Raw genomic sequence first — 23,222 nt, 5'->3', positions numbered from 1 at the left:
GCGGGCCACGTGAACAGATTCCCACGAATACCGGGCGGATTCAGCCCTGTATCGGTTTTAGCATCACAGCCATGACCAACTCCTCTGCCACCGCCTTCGTCTCGACCCGCATCATCACCGACAACCTCGATGCGATGGTCGAATTCTACGAGCAGCTCACCGGCACCACCGCCGTACGCCCCGCGCCCGTCTTCGCCGAGATCCTCACCCCGACCGCGACCCTCGCGATCGGCAGCACCGCCACGGTGCCGCTGTTCGCACTCGGCTCTGCCCAGGCAGCCGCCAACCGGTCGGCGATCTTCGAGTTCCTCGTCAACGACGTCGACGTCGAGTACACCCGCCTAGCCGCACTGGGCGCGGAGTTCGTCGCCGAGCCAACACTCATGCCATGGGGCAACCGCGTCTTCTTCCTTCGTGACCCCGACCAGAACCTCGTTGGCGTGTTCAGCCCAGTGAGCGAGGAGGCGATCGACCGCTTCTCCGGCCGCTACAGCCGCTGAGAGCGCGGGACGACGAGTAGGAGACAACGCCCTCAGTCGGAAAGGAGCCTTGAAACCTTCGCCGGCGGGTCGCACGGCGTCGTATTCCCATGGACTAGAACCACTCTCGCGCAACCACAGGTTCGAACAGGTCGGGCTCGCGGTGGCTTCGGGATGCCGCGACAGCGGAGTGACGGAACCGCTGTCGGCGGCCCCTTGACTTGGATCTGATGGTCCAACGGCCCGACGTTCGGCTGGTTCGAGAGCGGCCATCTTTCCGGCGGCCGCATCGAGGCTGATCTGTAGACCCTGTATCTCGCCGCGCCAGCCATTGGCGCGGGCTTCGGCAATGCGGTCGCGCAGGTTCTCGATAATCTCGCCCAGCCGTGCTCGTGCACGCGGATCCACGCGCAGCATCGGACAACGGACACAGGCGTGTTCGTGACTGCGGGGAGTGGCGTAAGGGCGGCCACAGTCCCCGAGCTCAAGCTTTCGGGTCTGAAAGTGCTGCTGAAACTCGGTCCACTCTGCGCTGGTGGGTTCCCGGTACTCGTCAGCCGGGCGCACGGCTCGCCGGCCGTCGAGGAAGGCGCGGTACGAGCGAATCAGTTCCTCCTGGAACACAGCGGTGTAGCCCTGTGTCGTCACCAGTCGGTGGTGCCCGTGAATCTTCGCGGCAATGTGGATCGGCAGGCCACCGGTGACCATCTCGGTGGCGAACATGCGCCGAAAGTCGTGCGCGGTCACCTTGATCGGCTCAGCGGCGGCGTTGCACACACCCATCCGCTCCCATGCCTGCGCGAGTAGTTGGTTGACCATCCCGGCGATGATGACCTTGGACTGGTAGTGGCGATGGCGTTGGAACAGATGCGGCAGCGATGGTCCCCAGGATCGCTCATGGGCATCATGACGAGCCACCAGCGAGACCGATCCGCCGCCGATGGCGCGCAGCCGACTGACGACGCTGGCGAGAACTGTCCAACTCGGGCGTGATGATCAGCAGCCTCTCCTGGTTCGTCTTGGACGGCACGATCTGGAGCAGCGGGATGACCTCACCGGTATCCGGCAGGCGGTGACTGACAACAGCGAGTTGGGTGAGCTCGCGCAGCTCTTCGACTCGGACGCAGGTGTGTCGCAGCGTCTCAACGATTGCCCGCGTCCAGAACGCCTCGTCCTCGAGGTGACCCCTGAGAACCTGCAGCCGCAGATCGACTTCTACGTCGGCGGAGCCCTACGCGCCATCGGCGACGTAGTCCCCGACATGGTCGCCGCCGGCACCGGAACCATCCTTGTGACCACCGGTGGAGGTTCGATCAGTCCGATGCCGTTCCTGGGAAACGTGAACATCGCCGCTGCGGGCCTTCGCAACTGGGTGCTGAACCTGCACAACGCTCTCGAATCCAAGGGCGTCTACGTTGCCCATGTCGGCATCACCGCCCTCATCGGGGCAGGTCATCCGGAGGCAGAACCGGACGTCATCGCGAAGGCATACACGGCATTGTACGACGAGCGCCAGGACGCCGATTTGCACTACGTCGCCTACGATGCATAACCCCTCTCGCCTCGTCGAACCGAGTCTTCCGAGGAAGACACCGAAGCAGCAGAGCCGATCTGCATGACGTGAGTGCCGCAAAACGATGCCAGAGCCGCGCGTGAAACACGTTCATGCGGAGTCGATATGGGTCGAAAGCATGCCGATCGGCGCGAGTCCGCCGTCCAGCGCACAATCAAGCTTCATCGGTGTCTCCGCAGGTTCATCGACGTCGTGTGAGGCGAAAAGTGTTGCTGCACAGCAGTTGCAGAGGTCTATTGGTAACCCTGCATATCAGAACTCGCCGTATTGCTTCACGCTCACGCCGGCGTACGGGCGGGGTGCAGCCCTCTCTCAGCGTGCAGAAACTATCCCAACCCGAGATGGGGCCTTCGAATCCGTAAGCGCAGACAATAGACGATCGTGGCTGTCGCTGTCGTGGGCGATTAGCCACCTGCCCCACCCGACACCCACGTCCGTGTCGGTCACCGGGCGGGGTGGGGTGATCAGGGTGTGGGCGGCTACGAGCTGCCGAACAGGTTCCCCATCTCCACGCTGCCGAAGAACCCGCCGCCGGGAGGCGGGGGCGTGACCAGGGTGACCGGCTCGCCGTCACCGAGATTGAATGCGTCGATGGGCGGGGTGTCGGGGGTCATTGTGCGGAAGGTGTCAGAGTCGCTGCAGCCGGCGACGACGAGGTAGTCGCCGTCGGGCAGGGTCGTGGTGTACGTCGCCGACCCTCCAACGACCGGCACGAACTGCGGCTCGATGATGACGACAGTGGCGGGGTTGTCGGTAACGCGGACCGCGCAGCTCAAACTGATCCCGTCCGAGGCGACACCGGCGAATTGGACAGTGATCACGTTGCCGTTGGCGGTCACCTCGGCGTTGCCTGCGAAAACGACGGCTCCAGCCAGGGCGGGGTTGGCAATCAGGGCAAGGGCGGTCGCGCAGGATACGGCAGCGGCGGCAGCCAGGCGGCGGGCGGGGAAATTCATCAGGGGCTCCTTGCTATGGGTGATCAGGACTGATCGGTTTGATGCTGTCACGGCAGTGGTGTCCAAGCGTGTCTTTGCCATAAACCCAATCCCGCGACGAACCGAATCGAGGCGCTCGCCGATGACACCAGAAAGGCGGGAGCATGCCGTCGATGCTCGCTACCGGGTGGTCACGGCAGCAAAAGAATTCGTTCTACGGATGGCTTTCGAGTACTGCATAAACTGGAGCGTGGTTGCGCGGCGACAGCACGAAAGATGCTGCGGCGCAGTATATGCAGGGGTTAGAGTGACAAAATTGCTATCGGCACAAGTTTCGTTATCGATAAGGCGTACCCGGCACATTCACCGGCTGCGTTCAACCCACCGCCTGACTGAGGTTCGGGCTACTCACCCTCCATCACCGGTTCAGGTTGCTGGCCGTGCCGTCGACGCCATAGGTTGCCCATGTCGTCGGCAAACTGGAGATCGACCCGCACCTCGGCTGCTCCAGGGGCCCACTGCCGCGTATCGACGCTCCGGTTACGGTCACAGTTCTCTGCAAACAGGATCTTTCGAGGTAGGTAGACCGCGAAGGGAAGCGAGTGAGATGGCACAGAGTCAGCCGCGGCTGAACTTCCACTCTTCGCGCTGGCGGTCCCGCAACATCTGGCGGCACCACCATCGAGAGCTCCTTGCGGTGCATGAGGTGGCGCCGGCTCGTTACACGCTGCGCAGAGCGCGAGGATCGGGAAATCTCCGAGGACTCACGTCACAAGTCCGGGACTCCTGCAGTGACTTCACGAGAGCAGGTGCGCCGATCACGACAACAGAAAAGGCGAACAACCAACCGACAAGTGTGACCATTACTCCCAACACACCAAATTGTTGTCCCGAGGTTTCGATCAATCTCGGGACCACCAACGGTGTTGCGAGTTGGAGGGTGATCAGACCTATGGACGTGATGCCGCCGCAGGCGAAGAGGGTTGCTCTGCTGAAGTAATAAGGCACCAAAATCGCAGGAACACTGGACCAGACAGACCACCAGATAACGGATTGAAGAATGAGTGCCATGACTCGTGCCGTTGTGTCGTCAACGGACAGCGAGTAGCTCACGACGACGGCGAGCGACCCCCCGACGACGATTAGAATTGTGGCCAGCCATCTCCAGGCTTGTCGGTAAGTCAATGTTGTTACGTGCCATATCTTTGCGTGGCATCGACCGAGAGCTCTGGCATATGACGTCGCGCTGACCATCAGCAGCAGAACACCAACGAACCCCAAAGCAACAGACGGTGTCGGGGAATGCTTGAGCACCGCGGAAATTCCGTTACCGCCCATGCCTGGAACGACATCGGTCAGCCCGAGGGTGGACAGCGCCATCATGACGGGCAGAATCGAGGTAAAGGACTGTGCAGCCAAAGTCATCGCGCGATCGATGATCCCGATATGAATCAAGTCGTGAATCACGTGAAATGTGGCATTCCATGGTTGTGACGCCCGCATCGCGACGAGGTGGTCATCGATTGCGCGCCGAATGATCTCTCGTTTCCGAAGTGATGTGTCCATATGTGATCCGTAACCGTCGGTGGACGTGACGTCCTGTAAGTACCGATAAGTGAACATAGTTGATAGCTGTGTTCGGGTGATCACCCGAACCGGACCTGTGTGGCTGATTGGTGAAGCGGATCGTGACATCGAAAAGTTGAACTCGTTCGCCGGAACAAAGCGCCCCTGCAGAAAAGTTGGACGCGCACGCAGTGTCGTCTGCTTGTTCTGTGTGTGCAAGATGGGTTCACCGTGGACAGAGAGGCCTCGCGGCGGTTTCAACGACCTGGAATTTTCACCCCAGTGGGGTGATGTTCGGAGATCGTCGAAACGGTAAATTCGAGGCGGCCGATGCCATGAAAAGTGCGAAACGAGCGGCTTCGAGAAGCCGAACATCAAGATTGCGTTGTTCACAAACGCTCGCTGGCATCGCACTGCCGTGACGAACATCTAACTCCGATACTCAGGACAGGAGAACCTCGTGCGTCTCCCCGTCGTGGGTTTGACCAGAAGTAACTGGCTGAGAGAGTTCTCTGCTGGGATCACATTGCTCGCAATATCCGTTCCGCTGAACATCGGATACGCGCAAATAGCGGGCTTGCCTGCGACTGCAGGGCTTTATGCATTGATCGTGCCGACGGTAGGTTTCGCGTTGCTCGTTTCTTCACGTCAAGTCGTGGCCTCGCCAGATGCTGCGGCGGCTGCGATGGTCGCATCGTCGTTGATGGGTATGGGTGCGGCAGGGAGTGGAAACTACGCCCAGATGGCTGCTGCACAAGCGATTCTCGGCGGTGTGATGTTTCTGTTGTGCGCTGTGTTCAAGCTCGGTTTCTTGGCCGATTTCTTGTCGAAACCGATCCTTGTCGGATTCGTCGGCGGTTTGGCGTTGGACATCACCGTCAGCCAGGCGGCGAAGGTACTGGGTGTGCCGATCAACAGCGGCGGCGAATTCGGTGAGAAGTTGTTCGACCTCGTAAGCCATCTCGGTGAGGCGAACCTCTGGGCTATGTGCCTGGGAATCAGCTCAATTCTGATACTTCTCTGCGGGCGACGGATCATTGCTTCTGCTCCGTGGGCCTTGATGGTCATGATCGCGGCCACCGCCGCGTCTGTCCTTTTCGATCTTCAAGGCAAAGGGGTGTCGGTACTGGGAAAAGTCCCGGCTGGTCTCCCCACATTTTCGGTGCCAGTGCTCAGTTGGTCGACATGGCTCGCCCTGATCCCCTCGGCCATCGCACTGACCGCTGTTGCCGTTGCAGAAGGGCTACTCGTCTCTCGGCAGTACGGCGAGAAGAACAACTACTCCACAGATCCGAACCGCGACCTCCTGGCGTTCGGGGCGGCGAACATCGCATCGGGTTTTTCGTCCTCGTTCACCCTCGGTTCGTCGACGTCACGGACCGCAGCGATGGACGTCGCAGGTTCACGCACGCAACTGCCGAGCCTTGTCCTGGCCGTGGGAACCTTGCTGCTGCTTCTGTTCGGGACAGACTTGCTGGCAGACATACCGTCTCCGGCGATAGGGGCGATCGTCGCCGTTGCAGTCTTCAAGCTCATCGGATTTCTTGATTTCAGGGAGCTGTGGACACAATCGAGGGCTGAATGCGCGATCGGCGCAGCATGTTTCGTCGGCGTCCTGGTCGTAGGTCCGATCGGCGGGATCACCTTGGCGTTCGTCCTGTCGTTGGTCAACCTTGCGCGCCGAGCAAGCAATCCCGCCGTCGATATTCTCGCCGGATCGGATGACCCGACCGTATCGCTGCTCGACGAGGTTGACGACGTGAGGGAGACGGCGCCGGGAGTGATCATCATGCGCTTCGCTGCGCCCATCTTCTTTGCCAACGGCTCGGTCCTCGCTGATAGAGCGCGCAATGCAGTCGAATCCGCACCGCATCCGGTGACTACATTCGTCCTGGACCTCGAAGCCGTCACCGACATCGACGTGACCGGCGCCGGCGCCCTGATAGCGCTGAGGGAATGGCTGCATTCCCGCTCGGTGACACTCGGGTTCTCCCGAGTGCGGCCACCTCTACAGGAACGCTTCACACGATTCGGGTTGTTGGAATCGGCCCGCCTGTACCGGACGAATCGCGACGTAGTCAGTGCTTTTCGCATGGAATTCACCACGCCCGATGCGGACGTACCGGAAAGATGACGCAACGTACATCGTTCGAGTCGTGCATCGTCACTCCACGAAAGGGTCTCATCTCATGCTCATCATCGGAATACTCCTGTTCGGGATTCTCATCGGAGCGGCAGCCCAGTTGATACTGGGAAAAACGACCGCACGTGTGGACTGGACCTTCGCGTTCATCGCGGGAATCGGTGGTTCTCTAGTCGGCGGTTTGCTCGTGAGTCTGATTTCGGGCGACGGAATAGCGTTGCGCCCCAGCGGAATCCTAGGGTCCCTCGTCGGCGCTGTTGTCATCACCGCAGGCTGGCAGTGGTACCGCCAGAAGAACACATCCACGGCCCCGCATCCTTCTGATCACTGATTGTCCACTTTACCGCCCACCACGCTCGATCGAGAGGAAATCATGACCAATACACCTTCGCCTTCCAAGGTTCATCCCGTGCGAAATGGCATCGCGATCGGCACGAACTTCGCCGCGGCAGTCCTTCTTCTCACCGCCGGCGTCATATCCCTCCTCCAAGGAATATCGGCCGTGGCCAACGACAACCTCTTTGTCGTCGGAGCGGTCTATGTCTACGAATTCGATACCACGACCTGGGGCTGGATCCACATCGCGCTCGGCGCCGTCGGCATCGCTATCGCAATCGGAATGATGATGGCGGCCTCATGGGCTCGCATTGCGGCGATCCTGATCGCAGCTCTGTCGATCATCGCGAACTTCCTATGGCTTCCGCACTACCCACTCTGGTCCATCCTGATCATCGCCCTCGACATCGTCGTCATCTGGGCAGTAGCCACATGGGACTCCGAAGACTGAGCCACAGACACATCGCCTCTCACGGGGCCGACCGAGCAACCAGCTTCGGAAACCCACAAGAGTTCCCGCAGTACCCGGAACTCGGCAGAACTCACCCAGGAGAACTATGAGCACCTTGTCCAGTGACCTACGCACACTGAGCTACGAGGCCTACGTCTACCTCTATCCGCTGGTGACGATGGATATTACCCGGCTGCAAGGGCTTAACGTCGAGGCGAATGCAAAACCAGGTTACGGGCCCGCGAACGAGTTCCATCACATACGTGCATTCCCGTCCGCGGATCTGCGCGTCGTAGTTCGAGTCAATTTCGATACGCTCTACTCGGTAGCCTGGCTCGACCTGACCGCAGGACCGGTCAAAGTTCAGGTACCGGACACCGACGAACGCTTCTACATGCTTCCGATGCTCGATATGTGGACCGACGTGTTCGCTAATCCAGGCAAGCGAACCACCGGAACCGATGCAGCAGAATGGATCGTGGTCGGTCCCCACTATTCCGGTGATCTACCCGCCGATATCGAGGTGATTACCGCTCCGACACCGTACGTGTGGATCATCGGCCGTACCCAGACCAACGGACCAGACGACTACCACGCCGTTAACGCCGTTCAGGACGGGTTCACCGTGACACCTCTGGTATCGACACCACAGCATCCCATTGATCCTGACTGCGACACCACCACCGAACCGTTGACGATCGTCAACGAGTTCACTGCGATCGACTTCTTCACGCGCGCGGCAGAAGCGCTGAAGGTCAATCCGCCACATTCGACCGACTTCTCGGTTCTGGCGCGCATCGCTCAGATCGGCATCGTTCCTGGCGAGGACTTCGATCGGACTCGATTCACCGACGCCGAGGTTCACGAAATCGAGGCCGGTGCTACAGCTGCGCTGGCAGATCTTCGAGCTGCCCTTGCAACATTGGGAAGGCAGGTCAACGGTTGGACCACGTTCACCGAGACCATGGGGGTCTACGGAAACTACTATTTCAAGAGAGCGGCCATCACACTGATCGGACTTGGCGCGAATCCCCCTGAAGATGCCGTCTACCCGTTTCTCGCCACGGATGCCGACGGAGACATCCTCGTAGGGGATCTTCCGTACGTCATCCATTTCGATGCCGATGCGCTGCCTCCGGTTTATGCGTTCTGGTCGGTCACCATGTACGACGCTGAAGGATTTCAGGTCGCCAACGAACTCGACCGCTTCGCGATCGGTGATCGTGACCCGTTGACGTACAACTCGGATGGATCTCTCGATCTCTATCTCCAGCATGCGAATCCGGGATCGGAACGGGAAGCGAACTGGCTGCCGGCACCGCTCGGGCCGCTGGGCGTCACGATGCGCCTCTACGCTCCGCAACCACAGGCGCTGGACGGCCGCTGGAATCCGCCACCCGTGCGTAAAGCAATCCGATAGCTCGCTCTCGGGGGCTCAGGTCCACCTCGACAACGGCGTCGCTACGAGTTGCGATTCGCATGTACCCGGTTACATGCGAATCGCAACCGCAGCCCTTCGAGTGCTGACCCCGAGTTTGCGATAAAGAGAGCGCTTCTGAGATTTGATCGTATTCACCGACACATAGAGCGCTTGCGCAATCTCCGCGATCGTCATGTTGGTGCGAAGATAGTTGAGCACTTCCAACTCTCGACGAGTCAGTTTCTGTCCGGACAGATGGTGGCGAGTCGACAACTCGCTGCTCGAAGCCAGGGCTGCACCGAGGAACTCCGAGTACTTCGAACCCCACTGCGAGTGAGTGGTCAGTAGGTCACGCAAGTCCTGGCCGCCGTCGACATACGGTCGCAGGATTGTCTGTGGCTCAGCGATATCCAAACTCTGCTCGAGCAGTTGATGCGCATGCACCGACTTGCCGCTGCCCACGTGGACGAGCGCCAGTGTGACCATCGCGGCGACCCTGACGAATGACGGCGCAGCATCATCGGTCAGTGGTGAAACCAACTCCACTGCGAGATCACTTTCACCCCGACGGCGATACAGCTCTCCGAGTATCACCGAGACCACCGGGACGAATCGGGCGTCGGATATTCGCGCGGCGATGTCCACCGCAATATCACCGTGCCCGCGTGCTTCGGCGATCTTCGCCAGAGCAAGTTGCTTGTAAACCCCCCATGGAACACCGTGCGCTTCCACTTCACTGACAGATCGCAAATCTCTTTCGGCAACATCGAGCGTGTCGGAACGACCTGCAGCACAAGCAATAAGGGCACGAAATATGCGAGCCAAGTCCGCATACGGTGCCTGCCTGTTGTCCGAGACGATCACCTGCTGAAATTTCTTGTCGGACTGCGCGATGTCGTTTCTCCAATAATCGACGAAACCCTCGGCAAACAGATCGATGCCACCGTCGTAGTTATCCCAATGATCTCGATCGGTGGCGTCGGTGAGCTCAGAAACAGCTGCCATCGCGTCGTTGAAATCACCGCTGAAGGCCAACGCGAAACGAAGATTGGCCGCGGCACGGTGCGCAATGGTGTGTTGCCCTGCTATCTGACATTCGCGAACGGCAGTTCTCAATAACTGAATTGTTCTTCCGGTATCTCGGCGTAGGCGAAGCTCCGTCCATCCCAGCAGGAACACTGCGCAGCTGTACACGGGCGGAGTGAGGGTGTGCGTGCCTCGGAGTAAACGGTCGACGGTGTCGCACGCCGCGGCAAGTTGAGTGTGGTCATCCGCCAGGACCAGTTCGCTGATGGCGACAGCAAGCACCAGCGACATTTTCTCTGCGGGTTGACCGGTCATCGCCGCCCGAGCTTGGTCGAAGAGCATCGATGCCCCCGCCCGGTCGCCGAGAAGATCTCGACAGCACGCGCGTACGACGCGGATCATGGCGCTCTCTCGCCACGGGGACGGAAGTGAGATGCACTGAAGTTCGAGCGCGTCGGCTTGTGAGGAGATGACGAGATCGAGCCAGTGGTTTTCGATGATCTTCGTGGCGAAGTGCGGATCGTGTCCGCGCAGAGCAAGCGTGACCGCTTCCATCGGAAATTGACTCTGGATATAGTCAGCGGCGATGAGGCACAGTCTATCTGCGTGAGCGGTGTCGTTGCGGCGGAGAATGATACGGCAGTGGCCGGCGAAAACGGAATGCCAGCGGTAGATCGATCGGTTGTGCGAGTCCGTGTACCGGTCGAGAAATAGACCTGACGTGATGCATTCCTGAAGAAGCAGTCTTGCATCTGATCGTCCACTGAGCCGGTCAGCTAGCGCCTCATCGAATCGAGAAGACGCCGTGGTCGCCAGGATGAAATCGGCGAGCTCAGGGCGCACGCTACCCAAAACGTGCTCGGCGACGTAGTCGGTCAACTCGAATGTTCCGTCCGGCGACGGCACGAAGGCTGCATCAGGAATTGCGCTCGGTGCGCGATTCAGTACGAGGCGAACAGCTAAAGGCCAACCGCCGGTAGCATCCAGAATTTTCGCCGCGGCCATAGCCTGGCGACCGGTGGGCGTCGCCGCACGGAGCGCTGCGATCTCGGTCTCTCTGAAGTTCAAATCGGCAGAACCGACGATCGACGGCACACCCTGCGGATGAGGAGGCGCGAGAGGGGGCAGAAGCGGGCCGCGACCGGCCAACACGAGACGCAACGATCGAGGAGGACATGCCAGGAGATCCGCCACGACGCTGTCAGCGAGGGCAGGACCTGCGATATGCGCATCATCGATGATCACGACGACCGGCTCGTCGAGCGTGTCGAAGAATCTCCACAAAGTCTCGAATGCGACCGCTGGATCCGCCAGGTCGGGATTCAACGTCGCCAGTTCTTGCACCGAACTCCGGTCCCACATAAGAGTGCGGTACTGCAGCGTAGAAATGAGCCCGCGAAGTATCCGACTCGGGGTGGTGTCGTATCGGGTGAGCGTCAACCAGGCAAAGGTAGTACCGCTACTTCGAACCCACTGCGCCAGCGCATGACTTTTTCCTGAACCGGCGGGTGCGGTCACCAATGTTACTGCTGATCGAAGAACTGCCTCATCGAGAAGAGCATCGATCTGCGGTCGCGGAATCGACTCGTCAGGACACTCGGGTGGAGTGAGGAGGAACCACGGGGAACGAACCCATTCGGGTGCGGAAGCGGTATGCACCTCATAACCGTAGGCGACCGCGCTACAGACGAATCGGATGCCACGAATCACCCCGTCAGGGTGATTTCTGCTCGCGGACGCGACTTCAGGCCCATTGAGGTGTTTCCATGGACTCGCCCGACAGTCTTTGGGAGGTCGGAGTCTTTCACATGGAGGTTCGATGACCGACGACAAACTTCTCTCACTTGCCGTAGACGCATACACGTACGCATTCCCGCTTGTGATCATGGATGCCAGTCGACGCCAAGCGACGAATGTCGCCGACGACCGGGCTGTCGCGGGTCGCGCACCCGCCAATCAGTTCGCACACTTTCGCGAATATCCGCTCGCTGACGCGAAAGACGTCGTCCGGTTCAACTTCGACACCTTGTACTCGATGGCCTGGCTGGACCTACGGGACGAACCGATAGTCCTCACAGCGCCCGACGCACCTAACCGATACCATCTCGTCCCCATCCTGGATATGTGGACTGACGTAATCGCAGTCCCCGGCACACGAACCACCGGCGGTGAAGGTGGAAGTTTCGTCATCGCACACAGTTCCTGGGATGGAGTCGTTCCCGACGGAACCCGGCTGATCCGATCCGGCACACCGCACGTCTGGGTCCTCGGACGCACCCAGGCGAACGGCGCCGCGGACTATCCAACAGTCCACGCAATTCAGAACCAATTCCGAGTTACGCCATTGAGCGCGTGGGGGACCGACTACGTGCCACCTAGTGCGGTCCGCACAGATCCATCCGTTGACGACATCACACCACCGCAAACCCAGGTCTGGAATCTCGACGGACGGGAGTTCTTCGCTCGCTTCGCAGATCTACTCGCCGAGAACACGCCCCACGGCAACGACTATCCGATGCTGTTCAGGATGGAGCAACTCGGTATCCGGCCGGGAGAACCGTTCACCCCCGACGACACTCTCGTGAAATTGCTGGACGAAGCCACGAAACTTGCTCAGGCAAACATTGTTTCGGCGATCACCGACGGACTTCTGGCCACCGAGCGCAACGGTTGGCAGTGGATGCAGACCGGATCGGGCGCCTACGGCACCAGCTACCGGCTACGAGCGATGGTCGCCTTGGCCGGACTAGGAGCAAACCTTCCCGAGGACGCTCTCTATCCCAACCGGGACACCGACGACGTAGGCGACAAACTCCTCGGAACGAACGACTACGTGTTGCACTTCGAGAACGACGAACTGCCTCCCGCGGACGCGTTCTGGTCACTGACCCTCTACGACAACAACGGATTCCAGGTCGCAAACCCGATTGAGCGTTTCGCCTTGGGTGACCGTGACGATCTGGTCTTCAACACCGACGGATCACTCGATCTACTCATCCAACACACTTCGCCCAGCCCGGACCGAGCGCCGAATTGGCTCCCCTCACCCGAAGGCGAGTTCCAGCTGACGCTCCGGATCTACTCTCCACGAGCCGAGGTCTTCCGAGAAGGACTCTCCCTCCCCGCGCCGACGAGAGCACATTCGTAACGCAGTGGGCACGTTCGGTTCCACCAAGCTGAATGACATCGAACCTCCAAGTGAGCCGAACAGCATGAGAAATACGTGTTCGATGGATGCGACATGACGTGCCTGATGTGCCTTAGTGTGTCCAGGCTTGAAGAGGTACTCCTCCGGTGCAGCTCAGAGATCGAAATCTTGTGGCCGCGTTCGGTGATCCGTGTGCTGCTGTCGGTGAAGGGTGGGAATCCGCCAGCGCGGTTGCTCTGGGGCTGCTCGTTGCGGATCTGGCGACTTCCGCCGACGGTGATGATGGTGCGCCGCTCACCGGGCCCGTTGCACTGGGGTGGGCGGCAACCAGTAACGGTGGCTCGGACTCCATTGCCTGTATTGCCGGCGCGGTTATCGGGGCGGCCCACATCGTGCCGGACTACTGGAAGCGTGCCGGTTTGGTGCCTGAATTCGAGCTGAGATATCCGCCGAGTTGGAGGCCGCCGCACTGCGACTGCCCGGAGAGAACACGAAAAACTGACCGATGCCGCAGAAGAGTTCCGTCAGGTACCTGACGGAATGAACTCTCTCCAGTTGGGTTGAGCTAAGCGAGTACCGGCTGGACTGAGCCGTACCGTTGTCGCGTTCAGCCCTGGCGGACTTCCGGTGTGAGTGCGCGACTGACGTAGGATCGGCCGACGCCGAGTGTCGAGGCGATGGCGTCGAGACTTCTACCCTGCTCGCGGAGCGTGCGGGCAAGTTCGGTGCGTTCGGGTGTCATGACGGTGGGCCGGCCGCCGTGTCGGCTTTGTCTTCGGGCGGCTTCGAGGCCGGCGTGGGTGCGTTCGACGATCATGCGGCGTTCCATTTGGGCAAGCGCTGCCATGATGTGGAAGAGGAATTCGCCGCCTGCGGTGGTGGTGTCGAATCCTTCTGTGAGGGAAAGGAATGCGATACCGCGTTCGCCGAGGTTGTGGACGGTGTCGATGACGTGGCGGACGGATCGTCCGAGGCGATCGAGTTTCCAGACGCCGAGGACATCGCCGTCGTTCTCGCGTAGGTAGTTCAGGCATTCGGCGAGTTGGGGGCGCTGCGCTGTGGAGCCGGATTCGTAGACAGTGAAGATGCGGATCGCGCCGGCTTGTCGGAGTGCGTGCTGCTGCAGTTCGGGGTTTTGTTCGAGAGTGGAGACGCGGGCGTATCCAATGATGCTCACAGTCTCGGTCCTTCTGGTCTGCTGCTGTGTTGTGGGATGGTGCGGCTGTTCATAAGTTGGTAGTCGATTTCTGGTCTCCAGTGGGTGTGGAACTTGGTGGTATCGAGGTCGGCTAGTTCTCATTCCGGAGCGGCTGGCTTCGGTGTGGAGCGAATCTCGGTCGCCGGTGGTTCATGTTGCGGTGCTTCCGATTTGATCTGGCTCACCCAGGTGTAGGCCTGCTCGGACATGGTGCCGTAGTGCTCGATCATCGCCTGCCAGTGCTCGGGGAAGGTCATGGCGCTGCCACGGGGTGCGGTGGCGATGGAGTCCGCAGGTAATTCGGTGACCGGCTTGATTGCGGGTCGTAGGACGTCGGCGAGGATGGTTCCGCCGTCGACGTAGGCGAAGTTACGGGCAGCCTGGACGGCGTCGACGCTGAGTTTGCGCCACTCGATTGCTCATCCGACGTCGCGTGCGAGTTGGTCGAAGAAAACCCTTTGGGTACGGGAGTTTCCGTCGACGAACGAATGGACGCTGGTGAGGTCTCCCCAGTGGCCGGCGCGATCCTGGACGAACGCTTCGTGACTGTGGTGGTTAACGTCGACGCCGCTGTTGATGTCGGTGAACACTCGATCGAGTTCGCCGGGGATGGCGGCGGGTGGGTCGTGAAGGATGCCGAGATCGCCTGGCGCGGTGTCGATTGTGAGGATTTCACCGGCCCATTTGTAGAGGTCACCGAGTAGGTGTCGGTGGATTGCTTGCAGGTGCGCGAAGTCGAAGTGTCCGTCGATCGGGTTCGCTGCCAGCTCCGCCATTCGTGTTGCGGCGATGAGGGCTTCTGCCTGCGCGAGCGTGTGAGGGTCGGTGTATCCGAGTCGGTTTCGTAGGACCGTGGTGCCGGGATAGTGGTAGTCGTTGCTCACTGAGCGGTGCGGGCGTTCAGTTCGGTGAGTCCGCGGGCGATCGCTTCGTCTCCGGTGATCTCGCCGTTGAGGACTGCTCGGGCTGCTGCTTCTGCTTCCGCGGTGAAGGGGACGCCGCCCATTTCGAACTTTGGGCAATCCCGGCCACACCACATCCGCACGTATTGATCAGCTGGTGGACGAGACCGCCGACCATCGCGGCGAGGTCACCTTCACAGTTGACAATCCTGCGATCCGAACGAGCACCGTCGACATCATCAAGGAGTGGTGACCCAGGACGATCTTCCCTCACAGGGCCGGTGAGCAAAGTGCTCGCCTGCCCTTTTTCCGTGCATTCAGTAGTTGCCAGGCCTAGGTCGCTGGTGTTTCGGTGACAGCGCTCCGCGACTGCGCTAGCGAGGTGGCAGAAGTTGGTCCAGAAGAACCTTGGCACCGGTCAGCGACAACGCTCGATTAGCCCGGCGCAACTCACGTAATGCGGCCAACGGTTGCTCTGAAGCAGAAATTCCCTCTGCCGCCAGTACGTCTACAGCCCAACGCGTTCCGGCTTGGACCGCTTCATGCTCGGTGCCGCCGAACACGTCGGCCAGATTCTTCCTGCCGCCCACAGGACGGCGCGCCGCGACAGCAACACCCACCACTAAAGCCAATGCCGTATAGAGCGCGATCACACCAGGAAGGCTACCGCCGATCTTCCGGCCGCGCCCGACGCAAACTCCGCTCTTGCAGGGCTCGGCACTGAACAAGTCTCAGCCGACCGGCGGCACTTCGGTGATGGCGTCGGCGGTCACGAGCACGTCGATCTCGACGAGGCTGGTTCCGCCAGCATCGGTGACGCGCACAGTAACCCCAGAGCCATTGGTCGTCGTGCATTTCCGCCCAGAATTTCAATTCAGATAGCGACTTCCATCGAAACTGGTTGTTACACAGTCACTTAAGAAAGAGAACTGACACACCTTGAAAGTTACCGGTGAGATATTTCCACTGTTACCGATCGCCATCCGAGCAAAAAACCACGGGCCATCGGATCCCCGTCGCATGACGAAAGACGTGCGGGCCGATCCACATGATCAACTGTCTGCGCCGCCTCGGATGTCGCCGCGGTGCAGGGACACGAGTCCCGCGAGGTGAGTTCCGACCCGATCAAGCGGGACACCGACCGTGACGAGATCGCGAGAACCTCATCCTGCGCCCATCCCACCGTATAGGTCGGCAGATGCACACAATGGCCTAACGTCGACCACGTCCAGCGCCGTCGTCTCGACAGCAGGACCCACACCACCATCGAACGCCGAGAGCTGCGTGCATGGTGCGATATTGAGCGCCCCTTTCGCCCTTCCGGACTTACCCGTGGACGTGCAGACTCATACAGTTACTGTGGACGCGTAGTCACACTTAGTTTACTGTGGGCACGTCTGAGATAGATGCCACAAAGGAGCCCGAAATGCAGTTCCTAACACCTCGTCGCACGCGGCGTAACGCGCCATCTGTCCGGTTAACTCCGGGGCGCAATACCGTCAACGAACATCGCGATTACCACGACACTCTGCGCACACTGTCCGAGGCATCCTCGACAGGGCTCCACTTCGAGGCGTTCAAAGACATCGCCTGGAATTCGCCCGAGTTCGCCGCCCCCGCGGACGACCCAAGATGGACACTCCCCCCGGTCGACCCCTTGTCCCACACCGACTGGTACCGCGCGCTCTCACCCCAGGAACAACGGCGGGTTGCCCGGATTCGGCTCGCATCTATAACAAAGACCGGCTCCCAGTTCGAGCAACTGCTCCTTCTCGGCGGTACCCAGTTCTTGATGGGCCTGGCGAACGAGAACCCCGAATTCCGCTACTTCATGCACGAACTCACCGAAGAGACACACCACATCCAGATGTTTCAGGAGTTCACCAACCGGGTGGCTCCGGAGGTCCACGGTGCCCCAACGTGGCTTGTCAAGGCCTTCCCCCTGGTCGGTTCGCTGGGATCGCTGTGGCCCAGTTTCTTCTTTCAGATCATCCTCGCTGGAGAGGAGCCGATCGACCACATCCAGAAGAGCATCATGCGCGGCGGTGGCATTCACCCGCTCACCGACCGCATCATGCAGATCCATCTCGCCGAGGAAGCACGTCACATCGGGTTCGCCCATGCATGGTTGCGCCATCACGCTCCGCGCATGAGCCGATTCAACCGCCTCGCACTCGGCCTCACCACGCCTGTAGTCATGCGCATAGGGTTTTGGTCCATCGTCGTCCCGAGCCGGCAGGACGCGACGTTGCTGGGTATCCCCCGCAATGTTCTGCGCGAGACCTATTCGATGCGCAACCCCGATTTCCGGCGACTCCTTGCAGAGTCCTGCGCAGACGTCCGGAGCCTCGCCGACGCCAACGGAATGCGCACCCGGCTCACCCTCTGGTCCTGGCGGCTTACCGGAACCGACGGCCGACTGTCGCGTTACCGCAACGAGCCGTCGAGGGCCGCGGCTTGACGATCTGCAACCCGCGACGCAGCTGCCCCTCTCCCACTTCGACAGACAGCTGCGTTACCCACTCACCGCGGTCGAGGCAATGGCGCACAGATATCAGCGCGCCAACCACAGGCCCACACCCGAATCGCCCCATCGAAGTTTAGGAAGCACATCCACCAAGGTCGAACCGGCGACATCAGTGCCGGCGAAGACGCAACATTTCCAATGACATAGCGAATTCACTTTTGCTACTACAGGTTTCGGCACAACGTACTGCGAGCGACGTTCAGCACTTCCGCGATTCGGTCATGGATACGCCGTCGCCCTTCATCTTGGTCCGGCAATAGAGTCACAGGCCGACCACGCCGAGCAGAGCTTCTCCTGGATCGACGACGGCAACAACGGCCGCAACGAACAGCAGCGCCATCGCAATGGTCATCACAGCACCGAGCGATCCGAGGGCGACGAACATCCGACGGTGGGCACCGTTTGTCGTGTCCGACGATCTGTAGCGTCGGAAGACGATGACGGTTCCGGTTGCGACTACAGCGATCACCACGGTGGTAGCGACAATCGCGGCCCAGTTGTAGTGCTCGACCTGTGTGAGCAGCTCGAGCAGTGGCGGCCTGGAGTCTCCGCTCTGCACACCGTTGTCGATCAGAGACTGCGCTGTCTGCCCGTCCGCGTTGTCAGCGGAGAGCATCGGAAGCAGCGCGATTACGGGTGCGACCGTCGACTGGATGTTGAGCACGGCCACCAAGACCGAAAACAATGACAGCACAGTCGTAGTGGCCGCCGCGACCACGCAACCTACGCCGGACGTCAGAGATCGCCGCCACAGAGTCGCCGCGAGTAGACCCAGAACCGCGGTCAGCAGCACCGAGATGATGATCTTGATCGCGTGCCACTCGAACCAGTAGTCCACCATCTCCGCCAAGCCGGGAGGATAGGTGCGGAGTCCGCTACCCCAGTAGTCGACCAAGCCGCGGCCGAGCAGCTCACTCATGACGGATTGATCTTGAAACTGCGGATAGCGTCCGCGTAACAACGCGGCCGGGCCCAAAACGAACGCGGCCACCAATGCCGCTCCGGCGCATGACAACGCAACGATCGACCAGCGGCTTCGGTTGACGGACGTGCTCATTGACGACTCCCTTCCGGGAGAGAGTCAATCAGCAGGTACTCGACTGCACATCCATCTGCAGTACTACATCTGACGAACGAGGTGCCAGCTCAGGATTCGATACTCGATCGCCGGCCGCGCCGGACTCTGGCAATCGTCACCGCGGCCAGGATCAACCCTGCAACCGTGATGGAGTCGGATTCGGTCACCCCGCGCGAAGGCCACGCTTTCGGTCGCCGCCATCGAGGGTAGGACCGCCTCGGTGCTGGCCGTGCTTAGTGGACAATGCGAACATGACGACCGGCGCTCCTGCTCAAACCGTGCACTTTGATCAGAAGCATTACACGGCAGTGGTTTCTGGCGCGAAAGGTTCCACCGTCCGCTGGCGCGAAGACATACACGAAGGGCTGGCAATTTTCATCTTCGACAATCACCCGACCGCCCGCCCCCTTGCAGGACTGGTCACCGCTGTAGAAACGTACGATCTCGCTCATCTGTCGCCGCTAGCAGCTCGCCAGCCACACGGCACCGACATGACGAATTTCGCAAAACAACTCCGGGTCAACTACTACCCCGAGATGCCCGAAGACGCTGTTCTTCAGGTGGTCGTCATAGCCACTGGCCACCACGGGGATTCGTCACTGCCCACGACGTAGTGCGACCGACCTCAGCCGTCAAAAACGTCTGTTTTATGTCCGTGTGCGTCGAGGTCTGCGCTACCGGCGCGAATCCACCGACCGGAGCGAAGATAAATGACGGTGCTGGTCTCGTAGCTGGTGTAACCGATGATCGGGTAACCGAAGGGCATCATCGTGTTGATCTCCGACTGCCGATCAGGTTCCGGAACTTCGTCCAGCGGCGAAAAGGTCGCGCGGTAGTCACGCCCGGGCATGCTGATCCGTCCCGGTGTGTGAAATAGCCAGGTCAGCAAATGCTAGTTGGACGCGAACCACAGATAGCCACCCCGATCGACGCCACCAACACACCGAACACGATCATCACAACCCGCTTCAGAGGATCTGCCCAGTACAGTTGCACGGCGCCCACGAACCGCACCGAACGCGGAAGGTGAGCTTCCTCGCTGTCGCCCAACATCAATCGAGTACCCCGCACCGATCGCTGCAGGTAAACCAACGAGCCCGCTCGGAGTCTGGATCAGCTAGCGGTCGTTGCCCATTCTCCTGGTCGTGGCGACCTTGCCAATCGCATTCGCGAGCCAAACGAACAACGCCGTCCCCACAGCCACGATCCACGCGGAAACAATGATAATTCCCGCGATGAAGCTGTAACGCTGGAACCACGGCTGCCCTACCGCGGTGTGAGCATAATCCCAGCTCAAACCACCCACGCTGCTCGCGAATACGCCCAGCAACCCGATCGCCAGCCCTACACCCGCGAATACCGCAACTTTCAATTTGAAGCGCTGGCCGCTGTCGAGTCGAATGCCGTGAACCGTCATCGTGCAGCCTCCCGAACCGAGTCGGACCGTGCAAACGTCGTGTCCACTACCAGGCAATGCCCTCCGACAGGCACTCATGACTGTCCTGAGCTGAATGAATTGCCCAGCGTGAATGCCACGCCCCGATTCGCAACACAGCCCTGACAACTTGCTCCTGCCTACACTGTGCATGGCGCTCAGAACCAAGACCCACCAGAGACCGAAAATTGCAGCGCGGCCGTGCCTTTCGCTACCCGCCGCGACGTCGCCTCCGAACCCGAACTCCCACGTCCGCAGGTCGACACACCGCCTCGGGGTCGCGGGCGGATCATGCTCGCCTACTACGCCGCGATCGCCGTCGCTGCGGAAGCACTGCTCGTGCGGGCCTCCGCGCAGCCGCACGAGGCCCTCGCGAGCGAAGAGGAAACCGGCACGGCCGCCGTGAGCGCGACGCTCACACCGGGCATGCCAGTGTCAGTTTCCCGTCCACTGACATCGCCAACTTCTGCACCATCACACAGCACACGCTGACGGGCCGCACCCGTGCCGCCGCCGCCATCCGTGCCGGGATCGAACAGATCGCAGGAAGCGGCGTCATCGAAGAACGTATCTCCGCGGCCGAGGCTGCAGGACGTCCACTCTCACTCCGGTAGCGAAGCTGCCACTCGACACACTTATGAATGCATATTCACTGTGAACATATTTCATTGCAGCGCAACATATTTCATGGACAGAATATACAATACGTTGCTGCACAATTACTTTGCGCCCACAATCCGGTAGACGCCGACCTTTACGGACGGTCGCCGGATCCGTCACTGCCGCCGGGCTTCCTCTTCGACGCATCGAGCCAGGCGGATCCAACGATATGCCTCGACGGTCAACGGCTCCCGCAGGTTCCCGCAGCCAAGCCCGTCACGGAGAAGTTCGTCAGAGCGCATCACGACCCCTGTGACACATGCGGCTTTCCTTCGCGGCCCCAGTGCTGGAGCGCGACGATCGCCTCTCGCAACGCACGCCCGCGATCGGTCAACGCGTAGGCACGAGAGTTGTGCCGCAATGGCAGACGGGCCAGAACGCCGGCCGATTCCAATTCACGCAGGCGGGTCGCGAGCATATTGGTTGGTACTCCGAGGTCGCGCTGCAAATCGCCATAGCGCTGCGGCCCGTCGAGCAACCGCTCCACGATGAGCAGGGCCCACCGCGCTCCGACGATGTCGAGGGCCGCAGCAAGGTCACTCACGCGGCCGGGGTGGGTTCCGGCTTCATCCAGAACGGCGAGTAGTGGTAACCGTCAGGGTCGTCGAACTGGCGCTGGTACATGAAGGGATAGTCGTCAGTGTCACCGATGCGCCCGCCTGCGTCGCCGGCGCGCTCGACGAGTTCGTCGACCGCCTCGCGACTGCCGAGGTCGAATGAGACCGTGACCTTCGACGGGGTATCAGGTCCGCCGACCAACTCCTCGGCGCCGCCGACACTCGCGTACATTTCGCGGCTGCCGAGCATGACGTACTGCTCGGGAGCGATCGCGAAGCAGGAGACGTTGCGATCGGACATCTCGGCATTGAGGGTCCAGCCGAGAGCGGTGTAGAAGGCAGTCGCACGTTCGACGTTCTCGACCGGGCAGGTGATGAACAGGCTCATACGACAACACTTGCAAAATGCAAGTACGCTGTCAAGATCCCCGCCACCCCACCGGCCGGTCACATGTTGTGAACGACCAGCCACTGCTCAAGGGATTGGATAATCTGAGCGACCGCTTACGTTGGCAAACCTGACGTGGAAGAGAACCGATACCGAGATGAACCAGAAATACTGGGACGATCTGACCGCCGAAGGCCGGGAACTCACGCGGGTTGCAGAGGGCGAAGCCCGAGATTTGAAGGTGCCACTACATGTCGACGATCGGGCGGCAGTCCGAAAGCTGGCCGATACCTACCGTTCATCGGTCCGCGATACGCACTATCGCAACCCGGATCTGTGTTATTCGGGTCGGACTCAAATCCACTCTCACACCACATTAGAAATCGATAGCCTTCGCGACGCCCAATCCGGCAATATCTTCCCTACACGTCTTACGAGAGATTACGGTGAGCCATGAGGCAGGACTTTTGACCCTATAATGCAATGCCAAAATGCCCATTTTGGCACTTAGGCAAGTCCGGCTACTTCAGTCCACATCACGAGTATTCATAAACACAGCAGCATGAGGTATGGATATTGGAGATGCGGCGCCGCGCGGACCAAACGCAGTCATACAGCACGTTGCTATCTATTCACCAGGAAAGAGATATGACACCACCGAGTCCGACAGACGCAACAGGTTCCGATAATGCAGGCGACGATGCCACAGGTCTACGGAAGAAGGCGATCTCAGATCCTGCCGAACGCGTCACTCTCGACCCGTTCGCTGCGATCGACGAGACGTACACCGACCCCGCACTCGTGGCCATCTTCGAGGGACTGCGTGCGACCATCGCCGACGGACAGTCGCACGCATGGTCGGCGCTCAACGACAGCGCACGGTTACGCGCCCTCTACGAAACAGGACTACTCCGGCCTGGACCACATCCTGAAGTCGATCAGATAGTCGAGTTGACCATCGACGCAGTCGGGATCCCAAACGCTGCACTGAACATGATCACCGACGTCGAACAAATCAACGTCGGTATCGCCTCCCGCTCAAACGACATCGGGGACCAACGGACCCACCCTCTCTCCGACTCGCTCTGCGTATACACAGTCGCGAGTGGCTCTCCACTCGTAATCGACGACATCGCCGACCACCCGATACTCAGGGATCACTCGGCGGCAAAGAGCGGCGTAGTGGGCGCTTACATCGGCATACCGATCATCAGCAACGCAGGTCACCCCGTAGGGACACTGTGCGCGTGGGACACACAACCGCATCATTGGTCGAGTGGCGAGGTCCAGATCATGACGGACCTTGCCGACGTGATCCAAAACGCAATATTCGACAAATAGAAGACAATTGCCGCGCAACTTTCGATTGTTGACTGTGACACCGAGTCGCATTAAAACCA

The 23,222-nt window shown here is 60.3% G+C and carries 24 protein-coding genes and 2 pseudogenes; 12 read left to right on the top strand and 14 right to left on the bottom strand.

Translation table 11 applies throughout. The features are described from left to right. The first annotated feature begins 71 nt into the window (after positions 1–71). Positions 72–500, top strand: coding sequence for a VOC family protein (locus tag G9U53_RS25625; RefSeq protein ID WP_165639457.1), 429 nt, complete (start codon positions 72–74; stop codon positions 498–500). Positions 501–1,151: 651 nt separating this feature from the next. Here the strand turns inward: G9U53_RS25625 and G9U53_RS34255 are convergent. Next, positions 1,152–1,202 (bottom strand): annotated as a pseudogene (locus tag G9U53_RS34255) (hypothetical protein); the annotation flags it as partial. A 349-nt stretch (positions 1,203–1,551) separates the two neighbouring features. Here G9U53_RS34255 and G9U53_RS33650 point away from each other — a divergent pair. After that, on the top strand, positions 1,552–2,031 hold the full coding sequence (locus tag G9U53_RS33650; protein WP_242692730.1) for a hypothetical protein: 480 nt from the start codon (positions 1,552–1,554) through the stop codon (positions 2,029–2,031). 500 nt (positions 2,032–2,531) lie between these two features. Here the strand turns inward: G9U53_RS33650 and G9U53_RS25615 are convergent, their stop codons facing one another. Together G9U53_RS25615 and G9U53_RS25610 are read right to left on the bottom strand one after the other, a co-directional pair. Then, entirely contained in the window at positions 2,532–3,008 is a 477-nt protein-coding gene (locus tag G9U53_RS25615; protein ID WP_165639456.1) for a hypothetical protein, read from the bottom strand. 699 nt (positions 3,009–3,707) lie between these two features. Continuing rightward, on the bottom strand, positions 3,708–4,553 hold the full coding sequence (locus G9U53_RS25610; RefSeq protein ID WP_165639455.1) for a hypothetical protein: 846 nt from the start codon (positions 4,551–4,553) through the stop codon (positions 3,708–3,710). Between the two features lie 460 nt (positions 4,554–5,013). Here G9U53_RS25610 and G9U53_RS25605 point away from each other — a divergent pair, with 460 nt between their 5' ends. From G9U53_RS25605 to G9U53_RS25590, 4 genes are all read left to right on the top strand, one after another. Further along, complete coding sequence (locus tag G9U53_RS25605; RefSeq protein WP_165639454.1) at positions 5,014–6,687, top strand: SulP family inorganic anion transporter; 1,674 nt, start codon at positions 5,014–5,016, stop codon at positions 6,685–6,687. A gap of 55 nt (positions 6,688–6,742) precedes the next feature. Further along, positions 6,743–7,027 (top strand): hypothetical protein, encoded by a 285-nt coding sequence (locus tag G9U53_RS25600; protein WP_076948908.1) that lies wholly within the window; start codon positions 6,743–6,745, stop codon positions 7,025–7,027. A gap of 42 nt (positions 7,028–7,069) precedes the next feature. Beyond that, the gene (locus tag G9U53_RS25595) at positions 7,070–7,483 is read left to right on the top strand and encodes a hypothetical protein (protein ID WP_165639453.1); all 414 of its coding nucleotides are present in this window, start codon (positions 7,070–7,072) and stop codon (positions 7,481–7,483) included. Positions 7,484–7,589: 106 nt separating this feature from the next. After that, positions 7,590–8,903 (top strand): DUF1254 domain-containing protein, encoded by a 1,314-nt coding sequence (locus tag G9U53_RS25590; RefSeq protein WP_081559469.1) that lies wholly within the window; start codon positions 7,590–7,592, stop codon positions 8,901–8,903. 69 nt (positions 8,904–8,972) lie between these two features. Here the strand turns inward: G9U53_RS25590 and G9U53_RS34250 are convergent, their stop codons facing one another. After that, entirely contained in the window at positions 8,973–11,588 is a 2,616-nt protein-coding gene (locus tag G9U53_RS34250; RefSeq protein ID WP_165639452.1) for a LuxR C-terminal-related transcriptional regulator, read from the bottom strand. Between the two features lie 160 nt (positions 11,589–11,748). Between G9U53_RS34250 and G9U53_RS25580 the strand changes: the two genes are divergently transcribed. Continuing rightward, positions 11,749–13,077, top strand: coding sequence for a DUF1254 domain-containing protein (locus G9U53_RS25580; protein ID WP_165639451.1), 1,329 nt, complete (start codon positions 11,749–11,751; stop codon positions 13,075–13,077). Positions 13,078–13,250: 173 nt separating this feature from the next. Continuing rightward, positions 13,251–13,579 (top strand): annotated as a pseudogene (locus tag G9U53_RS25575) (glycohydrolase); the annotation flags it as partial. A 105-nt stretch (positions 13,580–13,684) separates the two neighbouring features. Here the strand turns inward: G9U53_RS25575 and G9U53_RS25570 are convergent. The 5 genes from G9U53_RS25570 to G9U53_RS25555 form a co-directional block, all read right to left on the bottom strand. Next, positions 13,685–14,254: a recombinase family protein gene (locus G9U53_RS25570; protein ID WP_165639449.1), complete on the bottom strand. Its 570-nt coding sequence runs from the start codon at positions 14,252–14,254 to the stop codon at positions 13,685–13,687. 119 nt (positions 14,255–14,373) lie between these two features. Next, positions 14,374–14,532, bottom strand: a complete 159-nt coding sequence (locus tag G9U53_RS25565; protein WP_165639448.1) for a hypothetical protein — start codon at positions 14,530–14,532, stop codon at positions 14,374–14,376. Positions 14,533–14,694: 162 nt separating this feature from the next. Then, positions 14,695–15,159 carry a Fic family protein gene (locus G9U53_RS25560; RefSeq protein WP_165639447.1) on the bottom strand — a complete coding sequence of 155 codons (465 nt, stop codon included), beginning with the start codon at positions 15,157–15,159 and terminating at the stop codon, positions 14,695–14,697. After that, on the bottom strand, positions 15,156–15,281 hold the full coding sequence (locus G9U53_RS34060) for a hypothetical protein (protein WP_278251749.1): 126 nt from the start codon (positions 15,279–15,281) through the stop codon (positions 15,156–15,158). The genes G9U53_RS25560 and G9U53_RS34060 overlap by 4 nt, the downstream gene beginning before the upstream one ends. Before the next feature lie 270 nt (positions 15,282–15,551). Continuing rightward, on the bottom strand, positions 15,552–15,830 hold the full coding sequence (locus G9U53_RS25555; RefSeq protein ID WP_165639446.1) for a hypothetical protein: 279 nt from the start codon (positions 15,828–15,830) through the stop codon (positions 15,552–15,554). 773 nt (positions 15,831–16,603) lie between these two features. Between G9U53_RS25555 and G9U53_RS25545 the strand changes: the two genes are divergently transcribed. Continuing rightward, a complete protein-coding gene (locus G9U53_RS25545) occupies positions 16,604–17,638 on the top strand; it encodes a diiron oxygenase (RefSeq protein WP_165639445.1) in 1,035 nt (344 codons plus the stop codon). Positions 17,639–17,966: 328 nt separating this feature from the next. Here G9U53_RS25545 and G9U53_RS25540 read toward each other — a convergent pair whose 3' ends face one another. Next, positions 17,967–18,761 carry a hypothetical protein gene (locus G9U53_RS25540; RefSeq protein WP_165639444.1) on the bottom strand — a complete coding sequence of 265 codons (795 nt, stop codon included), beginning with the start codon at positions 18,759–18,761 and terminating at the stop codon, positions 17,967–17,969. A 272-nt stretch (positions 18,762–19,033) separates the two neighbouring features. On the opposite strand from G9U53_RS25540, the gene G9U53_RS25535 reads away from it, so the two are divergent. After that, a complete protein-coding gene (locus G9U53_RS25535; protein ID WP_165639443.1) occupies positions 19,034–19,396 on the top strand; it encodes an ASCH domain-containing protein in 363 nt (120 codons plus the stop codon). A gap of 11 nt (positions 19,397–19,407) precedes the next feature. Here the strand turns inward: G9U53_RS25535 and G9U53_RS25530 are convergent, their stop codons facing one another. Together G9U53_RS25530 and G9U53_RS25525 are read right to left on the bottom strand one after the other, a co-directional pair. After that, a complete protein-coding gene (locus G9U53_RS25530; protein ID WP_165639442.1) occupies positions 19,408–19,632 on the bottom strand; it encodes a hypothetical protein in 225 nt (74 codons plus the stop codon). 267 nt (positions 19,633–19,899) lie between these two features. Beyond that, the gene (locus tag G9U53_RS25525) at positions 19,900–20,199 is read right to left on the bottom strand and encodes a hypothetical protein (RefSeq protein WP_165639441.1); all 300 of its coding nucleotides are present in this window, start codon (positions 20,197–20,199) and stop codon (positions 19,900–19,902) included. A 219-nt stretch (positions 20,200–20,418) separates the two neighbouring features. Between G9U53_RS25525 and G9U53_RS25520 the strand changes: the two genes are divergently transcribed. Beyond that, on the top strand, positions 20,419–20,709 hold the full coding sequence (locus G9U53_RS25520; protein WP_165639440.1) for a hypothetical protein: 291 nt from the start codon (positions 20,419–20,421) through the stop codon (positions 20,707–20,709). A gap of 409 nt (positions 20,710–21,118) precedes the next feature. Here the strand turns inward: G9U53_RS25520 and G9U53_RS25515 are convergent, their stop codons facing one another. Together G9U53_RS25515 and G9U53_RS25510 are read right to left on the bottom strand one after the other, a co-directional pair. After that, positions 21,119–21,421, bottom strand: a complete 303-nt coding sequence (locus tag G9U53_RS25515) for a helix-turn-helix domain-containing protein (protein WP_165639439.1) — start codon at positions 21,419–21,421, stop codon at positions 21,119–21,121. Further along, positions 21,418–21,822 (bottom strand): VOC family protein, encoded by a 405-nt coding sequence (locus G9U53_RS25510; RefSeq protein WP_165639438.1) that lies wholly within the window; start codon positions 21,820–21,822, stop codon positions 21,418–21,420. The genes G9U53_RS25515 and G9U53_RS25510 overlap by 4 nt, the downstream gene beginning before the upstream one ends. Before the next feature lie 648 nt (positions 21,823–22,470). Here G9U53_RS25510 and G9U53_RS25505 point away from each other — a divergent pair. Continuing rightward, positions 22,471–23,163 (top strand): GAF domain-containing protein, encoded by a 693-nt coding sequence (locus G9U53_RS25505; protein ID WP_165639437.1) that lies wholly within the window; start codon positions 22,471–22,473, stop codon positions 23,161–23,163. Positions 23,164–23,222: the final 59 nt, after the last annotated feature.

This window comes from Rhodococcus sp. D-46 (genome assembly GCF_011290655.1).
Classification (GTDB): Bacteria; Actinomycetota; Actinomycetes; order Mycobacteriales; family Mycobacteriaceae; genus Rhodococcus_F; species Rhodococcus_F qingshengii.
Note: the sequence above shows the minus strand (reverse complement) of the source record. Positions and strands in the feature narration are given on the sequence as shown.

Coding starts and splice junctions, on each gene's coding strand:
- G9U53_RS25625 (WP_165639457.1), top strand. CDS start 72: ATGACCAACTCCTCTGCCACCGCCTTCGTCTCGACCCGCATCATCACC.
- G9U53_RS25615 (WP_165639456.1), bottom strand. CDS start 3,008: ATGAATTTCCCCGCCCGCCGCCTGGCTGCCGCCGCTGCCGTATCCTGC.
- G9U53_RS25610 (WP_165639455.1), bottom strand. CDS start 4,553: ATGGACACATCACTTCGGAAACGAGAGATCATTCGGCGCGCAATCGAT.
- G9U53_RS25600 (WP_076948908.1), top strand. CDS start 6,743: ATGCTCATCATCGGAATACTCCTGTTCGGGATTCTCATCGGAGCGGCA.
- G9U53_RS25595 (WP_165639453.1), top strand. CDS start 7,070: ATGACCAATACACCTTCGCCTTCCAAGGTTCATCCCGTGCGAAATGGC.
- G9U53_RS25590 (WP_081559469.1), top strand. CDS start 7,590: ATGAGCACCTTGTCCAGTGACCTACGCACACTGAGCTACGAGGCCTAC.
- G9U53_RS25580 (WP_165639451.1), top strand. CDS start 11,749: ATGACCGACGACAAACTTCTCTCACTTGCCGTAGACGCATACACGTAC.
- G9U53_RS25565 (WP_165639448.1), bottom strand. CDS start 14,532: ATGACCTTCCCCGAGCACTGGCAGGCGATGATCGAGCACTACGGCACC.
- G9U53_RS34060 (WP_278251749.1), bottom strand. CDS start 15,281: ATGGGCGGCGTCCCCTTCACCGCGGAAGCAGAAGCAGCAGCCCGAGCA.
- G9U53_RS25545 (WP_165639445.1), top strand. CDS start 16,604: ATGCAGTTCCTAACACCTCGTCGCACGCGGCGTAACGCGCCATCTGTC.
- G9U53_RS25540 (WP_165639444.1), bottom strand. CDS start 18,761: ATGAGCACGTCCGTCAACCGAAGCCGCTGGTCGATCGTTGCGTTGTCA.
- G9U53_RS25535 (WP_165639443.1), top strand. CDS start 19,034: ATGACGACCGGCGCTCCTGCTCAAACCGTGCACTTTGATCAGAAGCAT.
- G9U53_RS25530 (WP_165639442.1), bottom strand. CDS start 19,632: ATGCCCGGGCGTGACTACCGCGCGACCTTTTCGCCGCTGGACGAAGTT.
- G9U53_RS25525 (WP_165639441.1), bottom strand. CDS start 20,199: ATGACGGTTCACGGCATTCGACTCGACAGCGGCCAGCGCTTCAAATTG.
- G9U53_RS25510 (WP_165639438.1), bottom strand. CDS start 21,822: ATGAGCCTGTTCATCACCTGCCCGGTCGAGAACGTCGAACGTGCGACT.
- G9U53_RS25505 (WP_165639437.1), top strand. CDS start 22,471: ATGACACCACCGAGTCCGACAGACGCAACAGGTTCCGATAATGCAGGC.